Raw genomic sequence first — 13,032 nt, 5'->3', positions numbered from 1 at the left:
TAATGTTTTCAGTAGGAGAGTACATTCGTGTGCTCTCTTTTTTGTTGCTAAAAATGATAATTACGATCGAGGTGATACAATGCCGAGAGGGCAGCCTAGAAAATTTAATAGCGGGACAAAGCTTATTGCTTTGTTCAGGGAATTCTGCGATAATATCATTGAGAATGATTTTGCCAGAGTTCCGAATCAGACTAATTTTTGCAGATGGCTTGCAGATAATTACTGCGAATGCGACAGAAAAACGATTTATAACGCCCTCAATAAATACTTCCCCACTATAAAAAGTGAGTTTGAGCAGATACAGAGCGACGTTATCGCAGAGGGCGGTATGCTGGGAAAATATCAAAGCACAATGTCTATCTTTGCTCTGAAAAACTGGTGCAGGTGGTCGGACAACCCTCGTGCCGAGGATACTTCTCAGCAGGCGGACGATAACTTCATAGCCGCCCTTGAAAATGCTGCGAAAAAGGTATGGGAAGACAGAGAGGACAGATCTAAACAGGACGTGAGGGGCGAATGATAAATACAGACCGGAAAAAAGCTGTGTTCCGCTTTCAGCCGTTTTCTGAAAAGCAGCTCAAAGTGCTTACATGGTGGAATCCTGCTTCTCCTTACTGCACAAGCAGCGGAGTCATATGTGACGGCGCTATCAGGTCGGGAAAAACAGTGTGCCTGTCGCTGTCTTTCGTTATGTGGGCAATGGAGAATTTTGAACACTGCAACTTTGCTCTCTGCGGAAAGACTATCGGTTCTCTGCGGCGCAACGTTGTGGGACTTCTCAAAACAATGCTCGCAAGCCGTAACTATAAAATAACAGATCATAGGGCGGATAATCTCCTTACCGTAAGTATGAACGGCAGGGAGAATTATTTTTACCTCTTCGGCGGAAAAGATGAAAGCTCACAGGATCTTATTCAGGGCATAACTCTGGCGGGAGTCCTGCTTGACGAGGCTGCGCTTATGCCGAAAAGCTTTGTGGATCAGGCAACGGCAAGATGTTCCGTGAACGGCTCAAAGTTCTGGTTCAGCTGCAATCCCGACGGTCCGTTCCATTGGTTCAGACAGGAGTGGATAAACAGGACAGACGAAAAGGATATGCTGTATCTTCACTTTACCATGGACGATAACCTCAGCCTTTCCGAAGAGATAAAAGCAAGGTACAGATCTCAGTGGACAGGAGTTTTTTATCAGCGGTATATCCTCGGTGAGTGGGCTGCCGCAGAGGGAATAGTCTACGATATGTTCGATCCGCAAAAGCATATCATACATACCCTGCCTGCAATGTCGGAGGGCAGCGCAAAGTACGTTTCCATAGACTACGGCACATTGAATCCTACTGTATTCCTGCTTTGGGAAAGGTCAGAGGACGGCAGGTGGATATGCACAAGAGAATATTATTATGACGGAAGAAAATGCGCAAGGCAGAAAACAGATGAAGAATATGCTGACGACCTTTGCGGATTTATAGGAGATAAAAAAATAAAATATGTGATCATCGACCCCTCTGCCGCAAGTCTGCACGAATGTCTGCGGCGCAGGGGTCTTAGTATTATAAAAGCAAAGAATAACGTGCTTGACGGCATACGGCTTACAGGTTCGCTGCTGCAGAAAGGCAGTCTGCTGTTTTCAGACTGCTGCGTCAATACAAGAGCCGAGTTCGGTTCATATATCTGGGACAGCAGAGCCTGCGCTTACGGCGAGGATAAGCCTGTTAAGGAACACGATCATGCTATGGACGCTGTACGGTATTTCTGCAATACGATACTGGGCGGACGCAGAGTGACTACTGGCAGGATAATTCTTTAGACAGGGAAAACAGGAGGGAAAATAATGTTTACTGCTGCGGTAAATACCATAATAACGGCGGAACTTGCTGCGAAATATATAGGCATACATAAAAACAAAATGACAGGACGGCTTGAAAAGCTGCGCCGATATTATGACGGTCATCATTCTGTGCTGCAAAGGGAAAAGGGCAGCGGGCTTGCAAACAACAAAGTTGTGGTCAATCACGCAAGCTACATTGCCGATATATCCGCAGGATATCTTGCAGGCACGCCATGCACATACAAGTCAAAGCATGATATCACAAAGATGACAGATGTGCTGAAAAGAGCAGATTCCGCTACGCAGGACAGCGATCTTGCCCTTGACCTTGCAATATACGGACGTGCTTTTGAACTTGTGTATATGAACAATGACACTGAGCCTGAACCACGTCTTGCAAAACTTGATCCGAGGAACGCTTTTGTGGTGTATGATGATACGGTGCGGCATGATCCGCTTTTCGGGGTGACATATTATCCTATCTTCAATGACAGCGGAAATGTTGAGCATTATGCCTGCTGCCTTTATACAGCCAGTTATGAGCAGCCTTTTGAAATGTCATCATCTCTTATATTTTCACAGGCGCAGCAGCCAAAAGAACATCATTTCGGAGCAGTTCCGCTCAATGAGATATACAACAACCAGAATTGTCAGGGAGATTTTGAGCAGGTCATATCACTTATAGACGCATATGATCTGCTGATGAGCGACAGAGTCAACGACAAGGAGCAGTTTGTGAATGCCCTGCTGCTTATAAAAGGTGCTGTGCTGGGCGACACCGATAAGGAGAGATCTGAAACATACCGTGCCGTTAAGAACAACGGTGTCCTTGAACTTCCTGAGGGTGCAGAGGCGGCATACCTTGCAAGGCAGTTTGACGAAAGCTCTGTGGAAATACTCCGCAGCGCTTTGAAAAAGGATATACATACTATTTCAAAAGTCCCCGATATGTCGGACGATAATTTCGGCGGCAACGTAAGCGGTGTGGCTATGGCATACAAGCTTTTCGGCTTTGAGCTTATGACAAAGACAAAGGAACGTTTTTTCAAAGAGGGACTAAGATACCGCCTCAGGCTTATCGACCATATACTTTCTATCAGAGGGCAGGGGACTGACACAGCGGATATAGAGATCATAATGACAAGAAGTCTGCCTGCGAATACGACCGAACTTGCGGATATGGTAGCAAACCTCAGCGGAACGGTTTCTTTACAGACGCTGCTTTCACAGCTGCCTTTTGTGGAAGATCCGCAGGAAGAAATGAAGCGTATCAGAAAGGAAAAGCAGGACAGCGCAGAGTATCAGCAGTCGCTGTTCAGTCTGAGAAGTGACGGTGATACAGTTGAGGGCGAATGAGGATTACTGGAAAGCCAGAGCGGAAAAGCGAATGGACAGCGCAATGCTCAAGGCTGATGAGTTGACGCAGAAAATAGGGGCGGCATATCTTGATGCAGTAAGATATATTCAGAGCGAATGTGAAAAGATATTCCGTAATTTTTCAAAGGGGATATCCGAAGCTGAAGCTGAAAGGCTGCTTGCGGCTGTCCCCTCAGAAGAGGTGATAAAAAGGCTCATAAAGGCAGTCGGCAGGATAAAAGACACCGAAGAAAGGGCGAAAGTAACGGCGCAGATAAATAGTCCTGCGTACAGGGCAAGGCTTGACAGACTTAAACAGCTTGCGGAAAATGCCCATAAGGTATGTATGGATATAGCAGGCGATACAAATGAACTTATGGACAGCGGACTTGCGGAGATAGTCAAAAACACCTATTATCGCAGCATATTTGACGCTCAGAAAGGGACAGGGGCAGCTTTCGGGTTTTCTCAGATATCGGAAAACACAGTAAAAGAGATACTCAGCACCAACTGGAGCGGCAAGCATTATTCCCGACGCATATGGGAAAACACAGAACGATTATCGCAGGAGCTTGAAGACTGTCTGCTCTGCGGAGTGCTTACGGGAAAGTCGGGCGGACGAATGGCGGAGGAGATACAGACAAAGATGCATTCTTCCTATTCTCAGGCGATGACACTTGTGCGCACGGAATCCTGTTATGTGAATGAACAGGCGGAACTAAAAAGCTATGAGCAGACAGGCACAGAGAAATATCGTTATACTGCAACGCTTGACAGCCGCACATCAGAGCTGTGCCGTTCTCTTGACGGGAAGTGCTTTCCCGTTGATGAAGCACAGGCAGGAAAAAACTATCCCCCTATGCACCCACGCTGCCGTTCAACGACTATTGCCGTAATAGACGAATCCTGCTGCGGCAGACTTGAACGTTCGGCAAGAGATCCGCAGACAGGCGAAATACAGCGTGTTCCTGCGGATATGACTTATGATGAATGGAAGAGAAAGTATGTTGACAAAAACGGAAAATATGGTATAATAAAGACAGAGGGAGTGAAGAAAGTGACGATAAATTCAATAGAAAAACCTATTGAGTTTCCTATTGAGCAGAAACATACAGGCAAGGGCAATCCAAATGCTGTGCTTACTTTCGGTATCGAGCTTAATAATCGTCAGAAGAATTTACTTGAACAGCTTTCTGAATTTGACAGCAGGATCATAGTCGATAAGAAAAGTGTGAATATGGCTGATCTTTCGGCGCTGACCGCTCATACAGGTGATGAGTTTGCAATGTTCACAAAGGGCAAAGACAGGCTCATCATTCGTGGCAATGAATATATGGTGCAGATCGATGTTGAGGACGCTGTTAAACTTGCAAAAGACGGATATCGTTGGAGTGGGCATACTCATCCGGGAACGGACTTTCTGTGCATGCAGCCCTCTGACGGTGATTACGCTGTGCTGAATTGTTTTGGTCATAGCAGTTCGGTCATTTATAATTCCAAGGGTGATTTCAGAACATTTGAGAAAAGGAGTGAGTGATATGTGTAAGTTGTTTTCACAATACGAAAATCAAATAAGAGAATACTGTATTGCAAATTCTCTCGACTTTGAAAAAGCTAAGAAGCTTCCGAAATGTTGGGGAAAAAATGATATCTGGCTTCAATATTACGACCACGAAAAAGGAAAAAACGGGTTAAAAGACGAAACTCCTGCGCCAATAGTTCTAAAAATAACTGTAAACAATGGCAAAGTGACTTTTGAAGAAACTGAGTATACAAGAAAATATCTTGCGTAATTTAAGTTTTTCAAATTTAAAGGTGCTTCACAATGAACGAAAAGAAATATTTTATTGACGACAGAGTTATCATTCCTGATGATATCAAGAATATGTCAAAGGAAGAACTTCAGAAGGAACTCGAAAAATTTGAGAACGAAGCAAAAAAGAAAAGAGAAACGGCATAAATAATTTTACCGCTTGACTAAGGTCGGGCGGTATTTTTATACCCAAAATCACTTTAATATCGGAACTAAGCACCTTAAAGGGTGCTTTTTTCATATACATTTATACATGAAAGAGGGAGGATCTTTATGTGCAGAAACATTATCAGGATACCAATGCAGTTTTTTGCTGAGGAAGGTACGGCACCGGACTGTGCTGACGCAGCTAATGCTCAGGGCAGCAAGCAGGAGGGCGGCGCTGCGGAATTTACGCTGGACGACGTTTTCAGCAAGTTTACTGCGGAGGATATTCTGGGGAACAAGGCTATGTCGAATGCACTTGAAAATGCAAAGACAAAATGGCAGAAGGAACAGCTGGACGCTGCGGACGAATCTAAAAAGCTTGAAAAAATGACGGCGGCAGAACGTGAAAAATATCAGCTCGAAAAGGACAAGGCTGATTTTGAAAAGAAAAGAGCCGATTTTGAACATTCACAGCTGGAGGTGTCCGTCGGCGCTGAACTTCAGAAGAGAGGCTTGTCTGCCGACTTCGCAAAATATCTTACAGCGGATAATGCGGAAACTTCAAAGGCAAATATAGACGCTTTTGAAAAGCTGTTCAATACCGCAGTTTCGGGTGCGGTCAATACAAGATTAAAGGGCGGAGATCTCCCGAAGGATCTTCACTCGGACGGCAGGAGCGAACCTGTAAGCCTTGCCGAGGCATTAAGAATGAGAAACGCAGGAAACTGATATTTTTAGGAGGAATAAATTATGGCTATTACACTTGCAGAAGCAAAGATCGGTATGTCAGATAAGGTAGATCAGCAGGTCATTGACACATTCAGACGTTCAAGCCTGCTGCTGGATATGCTCGTTTTCGATAATGCGATATCGCCTGGCACAGGCGGCTCTACCCTTAGTTACGGATATATGCAGCTTAAAACACCGTCAACAGCCAACGTGAGAACTATAAACAGTGAGTACACCGCAGGAGAGGCAAAGCGTGTGGAAAAGACCACAAAGGCTTGTATCATGGGCGGTTCTTTTGAGGTGGACAGAGTTATCGCAGGAACGAGCGGAGCGGTAGACGAGCTTGCTTTTCAGGCGGAGCAGAAGATAAAGGCTACCGCAAATTATTTCACAAACGCTGCTGTGAACGGAACGTCTGCGGCAAGCGGAACAGGTTATGTGACGGGGACTTTTGACGGACTGAAAAAGCTGCTCAGCGGTGCAGATACAGAGATCACTTCGGAAACCGACCTTTCCACTTCCGCCCTTACAGATCAGAACTACAATGCTTTCCTCGATGAGCTTGACAGTTTTATCTCGCTGCTTGACGGAAAGCCTTCGCTGCTGCTCATGAACAATAAGGTGCTTACAAAGCTGCGTTCCTGCGCCAGAAGGGCAGGCTATTATGACCGCACAAAAGACGATTTCGGCAGGACTGTCGAAACATATAACGGTATCCCGCTTATGGACTGCGGTCAGTATTTTGACGGCACAAATACGGTGGATATCGTTGAAACCAGCAAACCGTCATCGACCGATTACGGCACATCTGCCATATATGCAGTAACCATCGGCACAGACGCTTTCTGCGGTATCTCGCCGACGGGAAATAAGGTCATAACATCATATATGCCTGACCTTAACGCTCCGGGGACAGTCAAGAAAGGCGATGTGGAGCTTGTGGCAGGCGTTGCGCTTAAAAATACCAAAAAGGCAGGAGTGCTTAAAGGCATAAAGATACTGCCTAAGACGACAGGCTGATATGGGAGGATAAAAGATGAATGCTGAACGTGCGCTGGAGGCGGCTCTTGGCGCTGATGTGCTGTCGGAAGAGAAAATGGAATATCTTCTTGAAGCGGCAAAGGACATTATTCTTGATGAGATAGGACGTGACGAGCTGCCCGAAAGGCTGGTAAGCGCACAGGTGCAGCTTGCGGTCATAATGTTTGAAAGAGAGGGGGCGTGGGGCGAAAGCTCACGCTCCGAAGGCTCTGTTTCACGGAGCTTTATTGACGGACTGCCGGATGATATCAGATCCAGACTGAAAAATTATCCGAGAAAGGCTGGTGCGGTCTATGCGTTTGATGAGAGCTGATCTGCACAGCTTTGAACTTTACAGGTATGAAAAAGCTGACAGCGGATATGTTGGCACGGCAATAGAAAAACGCTTTGCGGGGAAATTCAGCGCAGCGGTAAAACCTGTTTCCGACAGCCTTTCCGCAGAGCTTTACGGTGAAAGAGTAAGGAATATGATACAACTGACAGTACTGAAAGATAAAGCAATGCTGTTATTCAGCAATGGCGACGGATTCAGAGATGAAAACGGCAGGCAGTACAGGATAATATCCATAGCGGAATACTCTTCACACATCCTTGTAACAGGCGAACTGGAGGGGGCGTAACACTATGAAAACAGTGTCTGTAAAAGGTCTTGATGATATCATAAAACGGCTCGACGGAATGGTTTCTGATAAGATCGTAGACAGTGGTGTGGCAAAGACAGCCGCTTTGATACAGGGGCAGGCAAAGCTTCTCGCTCCCGTTGACACAGGCGATCTCCGCCGCAGTATAAAGCTGAACATTGCAGAGGGGCATACCGCAGAGGTGTACACAAATTCAGATCATGCCATTTTCAACGAATACGGAACAGGCACAAAGGGTGATAAAGAGGTCGCCCACACCACAAAGGAAAGCTGGGTATATAAAGGTACGGACGGAAAGTATCATACCTCACATGGTATGATGCCCCGTCCTTTTATGCGCCCTGCGGCAGAGGAAGGTGCAAGACAGGCGGCGGAAATATTCAGCCGCATTATAAAAGAAGGGGAAGATAGGTAAATGCATGACATATATCCTCGGATACGCAAGGTCATATCATCTGCCTGTAAGAACGTGGAGATAGGGTTTCCGAAAGGCTCGCCGGAATTTCCGATTACAACGGTAACGGAGATATCCGATAATTCTGCGGTGGTGCTTGACGGAGAAGAAAGATTTTCACAGCTCACAGTGCAGCTCGATATATGGGATAACAGCCCCACAAGGCAGCGGTGTGAGGAAACAGCCTGCATGATATCTGCACTGATGATAAAAGCGGGTTTTCGCAGGCTAAGCGCAGCAGGTATTGAAGAGGACAGCCTGCACAGAAAGACAATGACATTCACCGGCGTAGTTGACGAAAAAACTCTCGCCGTATATGAAAGGAGTTAGGATCATGGAATACAGTTCACAGGGTACAGCACTTTGTGCAAGCGAAACAAAGGAAGGAACTTTCAAGAAGCTTTACGGTTTTTATCAGTTCCCCGATATGGGCGGAGATACGGATAAGCTCGATGTAACAAACTTTAATGACAAGAACAAGAGGACAATAGACAGCAAACTTGCGGATTACGGTTCTCTTCAGTTCAATTTTTACTACAACAGGGAAAGCGCTGACGACGCTTCCGAAACAGATGTGCTTGAAACATACAAGTATCTCAAAACAGCTCAGAGCGGCGGCAAGTCCCTTTGGTTCAAACTCACTTATCCTGACGGCTCTTATAACCGCTGGAAAGGCGGAGTTTCCGTAAAGCGTACAGGAGCAGGAGTAGCGGAGGCACTTAAATTCACCCTCACGACTACTGTTGAATCGGAAATGGAAGAAAGTTTTGAATAATATTTCGGAGGGATAAATTATGATAAATACACCTTTTGCAGTTATGACGGTCGGTTCGGAAACGTACAGGCTGAAAATATCGGCTGCGGCTGCGGTGGAGGCTGAAAAAAAGCTGGGCAGCTCTCTTGCCAGAGCATGGAGCAGGATAGACAGCGTGAATGTTCAGGTGACTATCCTCTGGGCGGCTTTGCAGAGATTTCATCATGGTACAGACTTTGATGAAGCAATGGAGCTGTACGACAGATTTATAGACGAAGGTCACGGACAGGACGAGCTTGCGGATATATTTATGGAGGTCTACCGCTGTTCGGGTTTTATGAAGAGGGAAGTTCCGACCCAAAAGGAAATTCCCGAAACAACAGAGAACAGACTGTAAGCGGAATACTGGACAAGCTGTATCCTGAGGCGCTGAAATGGGGCATATCATGCTTTGATTTCTGGGAGATGTCGCTGAAAGAGATATCCGAAACCATTATGGCACAAAGCGAAAACGAAAGACAGCGGCTTATAGAAAAGGCACGTTTTGACTATGCCGCCGCAAAGCTTATGACCTACGCTGTACACGCTCCTTCCGAAATGCCTTACATAGAGGAGATATACCCCATTACAGCAAGGAAGAGGGATATATCTCAGGACTGGAAAATAATAAAGGCGCAGGTCAGTGCAGCAGGAAAAAGTGCATATGAAAGGGGTGAAGAAAAATGACTGTTGAAGAGCTTAAAATAATAATTTCAGCACAGAATAATGATCTTAAACAAAAGGTCAGTCAGGCAAAAGGGGATCTGAACGATCTCGGAAGTAAGGCAGAGGAAGCTTCTGCACAGATATCAAAATCACAGAAACGTATAGATGAGATACTTGCCGACACTGAAAGAAATTGCCGTTCAAAAGCTGCCGCCATAGCTGCTGTCTTTCGTGAGCAGGGAATGGATCAAAGAGAAAGCATGAAAAAAGCTTGGACGGTCATTCATAATGAAGTTTCCGAAAAGGCAGAACAAGCCTCTCAGATCGTTTCAAAACGTGCAGCGCAGATAACGTCTGACGTTGTTTCAGCTGCTGATAAGATAACGGCGAAAACTGAAAAAGCGTCACAGAATGTTACTGAAAGTTCTTCCAAAACAGCAAAGAGCTTAAAGAAGAATAATGATGATACCAAAAGATCTCTGAACGACCTCGGCAAAGGTGCGGAACAGGCTTCTGATACGGTGATATCCTCATTTAAAAAGATATCCGCAGGAGTTGCCGCTCTCGGCATAGGAAGATTTCTGAGTGACAGTATTTCAGCCGCTATGGACGCTGTTGAAAGCGACAGCCTTTTTTTGACCTCTCTTGGAGCATATGCGGACAAGGCACAGAAATGGTCAGAGGAACTTTCGGAAAGTCTTGGACTAAATGCGGTGTCACTGCGCAAAAACACAGGTATACTGTACACCATGACTAAGTCCATGGGACTTGCGGACGAACAGGCTTATGAACTTTCGACCAGCCTTACGGAACTTTCAGAGGATATGGCGAGCTTTTATAATATCGACAGCGAGGAAGCTTTTACAAAGCTGCGCAGCGGCATTACGGGAGAAACAGAACCGCTGAAAGCTCTCGGCATACTGGTGGACGAAAATACCGTTAAGCAGTATGCTTATCAGTACGGCATAGCACAGACAGGCTCGGAGCTTACCAATCAGCAGAAACTGCTGGGCAGATACATAGCCATAATGAAACAGACCTCAACAGCACAAGGAGATCTTGCCAGAACCATAGACAGCCCTGCGAACCAGTTCAGACTGCTGCAAAATGAGGTGCAGAAAGCAAGGCTGGAAATGGGTACGGCTTTTCTGCCTTTTGTGCAGACTGCTCTGCCAATGCTGACGGCAGGGGTAAAGGCGGCTGTTCCGGTTATGACGAGTTTAGCGGACAAAGCAGCGCAGGCTGCGATGTGGTATGACAGCCTTAACCCCATATCAAAAACGTTTCTGAAAATATGCCTGCTGTCAGCGGCGGCTATACCTGTGCTTACGGTCAGCATAAAGGGACTTACTGTTGCAAAAACGGCTCTTCACGCTGTACAGGCTCTGCTCATTCCTCAGACCGTGACGCTGGGAGCGGTAATGAGATCAGCTTTCGGCTGGATAGCTCTTGCGGCAGGTGCGATAGCGCTTATTACTTCCCTCGGAAATGACGGCGGGATAGATAGTATAGATACTTCTGCGCAAAAGGCGGCTGATGGTGTGGCTGCGCTTGGTAATGATCTTGATTCCGTGTCAGATGTATCATCATCGGCACAGGAAAGTCTGAGCGGCGTATCAGATCAGCTTGACGACCTTTCGGAAATAACGGGCGAGCTTGCCTCTTTTGATGAGATAACCACCTTGGGCAGCGGAAATTCCCTGCTGGGAAACCTCATATCGGATCAGGATCTCAATGACCTTGACCTGTTCGCAGATGATCTCGAAGGACTCAGCGGTGACATATCCGATCTTCAGAACAAGGCGGCAAAGGGAGCAACGCTGAAAATGAGTGTGTTCAGCGACAGTTTTGTGGAAGGTCTTGAAAAGGCGGAGGGTGTTGTGGAACAGCTCTTCGGGACAAAATGGACAAGCTTCTGGGAGCGTGTCGGCGAGGATATGTATGAGGGGATAGAGAACGGCAACTGGCAGCCCTTGCTCAATGACGCAGACGCAGCAGTCCGCCTTGTATTCGGTGACAACTGGAGCGACTACTGGTCCGATGTGGGCGAAGCGATGTATGAGGGCATTGAAAGCGGCGAATGGTATCCGCTGATCGAAACCGCAGAAGGGGGAGTTGAAAAGCTTTTCGGTTCAGGCTGGACAAGCTTCTGGGAACGTGTCGGTGGAAACTGGAACGAATTCTGGGAGGACAAAGGCGCAAAATTATTTGACGTTCTCAGCGAAAAAAGTACGGACGTGAAAAACTGGTTCATCGACCGCTGGGACGATATAAAGACAGGTTATCATGCGTGGAACGAATTCTGGCAGGACAGGGGAGCAGAGGTATATGACGGCGTGTCATGGGCGGCAGGAAAGATATCGGAAGGCTTTTCTGCACTTGTTGGCGGTCTGGGAGAAACTTTCAGCGGCTGGTTTAACTTTTTCTATGATCTCGGTCAGAGTGCGGTAGATGGGCTGAACTCAGGTGTGTCAGCCTCGGATATAGCAGATGTTTATAATGAAAAAGGCGGCTGGTTCGGGTTCTGGAGCGGATTCGGAGAATATCTTGCTGATATGAACGGCTATGCAGACGGCGGCTTGCCCGACTACGGCGAGGTCTTTGTGGCAAGGGAGAAAGGTCCTGAAATGGTGGGCAGGATAGGAACAAAGACCGCCGTTGCAAATAACGATCAGATCACAGACGCTATTGCGGCTGCGGTGGAAAGCTCGTTCTATAATGCACTTATGGCAAGCGGTGATCGCAGCGGTAAAAATACAAGCATAAGCATAGAGCTTAAACTGGACAGCAGGGTAGTATCCGACAAGGTCATAGAGAACATAAACGACTACACAAGACGTAATGGCAGGTCGCCGATAAGAACGTAAGGAGGGCGGATAATGGGAAAACTTGAATTTGATGGTGTTGAAATGCCTGCGCCTTCCGAGGTCAGCTTTACGAACAACAAGATATGGTCGAGCAATACGGGGAGATCCGCTGACTGTCGGCTGGTGGGTGATCTTATCGGAATAAAAAAGACCATTACATTGAAATGGTTCGGTCTGACGGGGGAACAGACAGCGCAGATAAACAGTTTCATATCAAATATTGACAGGTCGTTTTTCGACGTTACCATACCCGATGAAACCTTTGCCGAAAAGACTTATACGGTGTACGCAGGCGACCCCACATATGAAGTGTGGGGGTGGACGGAAAACAGACGGCTGTGCAAGGGGATAGCTGTAAACCTCATTGAAGTATAGGGGGGCGGTACGATGTACAACACAAGCACAGCGGTTTCCGACCGCATAGAATCCTACTGCCGCACATTTCGCCTGTGGCTGGAGAGCGCTGACAGCGTCATAACAGGTGAAAAGATAATTTCAGCGTCAAGCACAGCGCAGTCTACAAGCCTGTCTGATGATATAGAGCTTGGGGCGGTATGCTCGCAGTCTTGGGATATGACCATAAGCGGCTCGGACACCGACTATCTCGGCGGAAGATATGAGCTGTATCTCTATCTAGCAGACTACGGACACGGTGATACGACCTATGCCGACCTCGAAAACTATACCTATGCTGAACT

Annotated in this window: 18 protein-coding genes; all 18 read left to right on the top strand. The window is 46.7% G+C overall.

All coding sequences use genetic code 11. The features are described 5' to 3' along the window. Positions 1-79 precede the first annotated feature (79 nt). A complete protein-coding gene (locus Q0E19_RS06745) occupies positions 80-520 on the top strand; it encodes a hypothetical protein (RefSeq protein ID WP_294408369.1) in 441 nt (146 codons plus the stop codon). Then, on the top strand, positions 517-1,806 hold the full coding sequence (locus tag Q0E19_RS06740) for a PBSX family phage terminase large subunit (protein WP_294408368.1): 1,290 nt from the start codon (positions 517-519) through the stop codon (positions 1,804-1,806). The genes Q0E19_RS06745 and Q0E19_RS06740 overlap by 4 nt, the downstream gene beginning before the upstream one ends. A 24-nt stretch (positions 1,807-1,830) precedes the next feature. Continuing rightward, the gene (locus Q0E19_RS06735) at positions 1,831-3,183 is read left to right on the top strand and encodes a phage portal protein (RefSeq protein WP_294408367.1); all 1,353 of its coding nucleotides are present in this window, start codon (positions 1,831-1,833) and stop codon (positions 3,181-3,183) included. Continuing rightward, entirely contained in the window at positions 3,170-4,720 is a 1,551-nt protein-coding gene (locus Q0E19_RS06730; protein ID WP_294408365.1) for a minor capsid protein, read from the top strand. Before Q0E19_RS06735 ends, Q0E19_RS06730 begins: the two co-directional genes overlap by 14 nt. 1 nt (position 4,721) lies before the next feature. Then, positions 4,722-4,976 carry a hypothetical protein gene (locus tag Q0E19_RS06725; RefSeq protein WP_294408363.1) on the top strand — a complete coding sequence of 85 codons (255 nt, stop codon included), beginning with the start codon at positions 4,722-4,724 and terminating at the stop codon, positions 4,974-4,976. A gap of 32 nt (positions 4,977-5,008) precedes the next feature. Further along, complete coding sequence (locus Q0E19_RS06720) at positions 5,009-5,143, top strand: hypothetical protein (protein WP_294408361.1); 135 nt, start codon at positions 5,009-5,011, stop codon at positions 5,141-5,143. A 126-nt stretch (positions 5,144-5,269) separates the two neighbouring features. Then, a complete protein-coding gene (locus tag Q0E19_RS06715; protein WP_294408359.1) occupies positions 5,270-5,872 on the top strand; it encodes a DUF4355 domain-containing protein in 603 nt (200 codons plus the stop codon). A gap of 21 nt (positions 5,873-5,893) precedes the next feature. Next, positions 5,894-6,892 carry a major capsid protein gene (locus Q0E19_RS06710; protein WP_294408357.1) on the top strand — a complete coding sequence of 333 codons (999 nt, stop codon included), beginning with the start codon at positions 5,894-5,896 and terminating at the stop codon, positions 6,890-6,892. A 16-nt stretch (positions 6,893-6,908) separates the two neighbouring features. Further along, complete coding sequence (locus tag Q0E19_RS06705; RefSeq protein WP_294408355.1) at positions 6,909-7,226, top strand: phage head-tail connector protein; 318 nt, start codon at positions 6,909-6,911, stop codon at positions 7,224-7,226. Beyond that, positions 7,207-7,533 carry a hypothetical protein gene (locus tag Q0E19_RS06700; RefSeq protein ID WP_294408353.1) on the top strand — a complete coding sequence of 109 codons (327 nt, stop codon included), beginning with the start codon at positions 7,207-7,209 and terminating at the stop codon, positions 7,531-7,533. The genes Q0E19_RS06705 and Q0E19_RS06700 overlap by 20 nt, the downstream gene beginning before the upstream one ends. 4 nt (positions 7,534-7,537) lie before the next feature. Next, the gene (locus tag Q0E19_RS06695; protein WP_294408352.1) at positions 7,538-7,969 is read left to right on the top strand and encodes an HK97-gp10 family putative phage morphogenesis protein; all 432 of its coding nucleotides are present in this window, start codon (positions 7,538-7,540) and stop codon (positions 7,967-7,969) included. After that, complete coding sequence (locus Q0E19_RS06690) at positions 7,970-8,338, top strand: hypothetical protein (protein ID WP_294408350.1); 369 nt, start codon at positions 7,970-7,972, stop codon at positions 8,336-8,338. Between the two features lie 4 nt (positions 8,339-8,342). Continuing rightward, a complete protein-coding gene (locus tag Q0E19_RS06685; protein ID WP_294408349.1) occupies positions 8,343-8,783 on the top strand; it encodes a hypothetical protein in 441 nt (146 codons plus the stop codon). A gap of 19 nt (positions 8,784-8,802) precedes the next feature. Continuing rightward, entirely contained in the window at positions 8,803-9,159 is a 357-nt protein-coding gene (locus Q0E19_RS06680) for a DUF6096 family protein (RefSeq protein ID WP_294408347.1), read from the top strand. Positions 9,160-9,257: 98 nt separating this feature from the next. After that, entirely contained in the window at positions 9,258-9,488 is a 231-nt protein-coding gene (locus Q0E19_RS06675; protein WP_294408346.1) for a hypothetical protein, read from the top strand. Then, a complete protein-coding gene (locus tag Q0E19_RS06670; RefSeq protein ID WP_294408344.1) occupies positions 9,485-12,334 on the top strand; it encodes a hypothetical protein in 2,850 nt (949 codons plus the stop codon). The genes Q0E19_RS06675 and Q0E19_RS06670 overlap by 4 nt, the downstream gene beginning before the upstream one ends. Before the next feature lie 12 nt (positions 12,335-12,346). Further along, on the top strand, positions 12,347-12,709 hold the full coding sequence (locus Q0E19_RS06665) for a hypothetical protein (RefSeq protein WP_294408341.1): 363 nt from the start codon (positions 12,347-12,349) through the stop codon (positions 12,707-12,709). A gap of 12 nt (positions 12,710-12,721) precedes the next feature. After that, on the top strand, positions 12,722-13,032 hold a 311-nt coding region (locus Q0E19_RS06660), incomplete at its 3' end, for a hypothetical protein (protein ID WP_294408339.1).

The organism is uncultured Ruminococcus sp., assembly GCF_934476685.1.
Lineage (GTDB): Bacteria > Bacillota > Clostridia > Oscillospirales > Ruminococcaceae > Hominimerdicola.
This window is presented reverse-complemented; position numbering and strand designations above follow the sequence as displayed.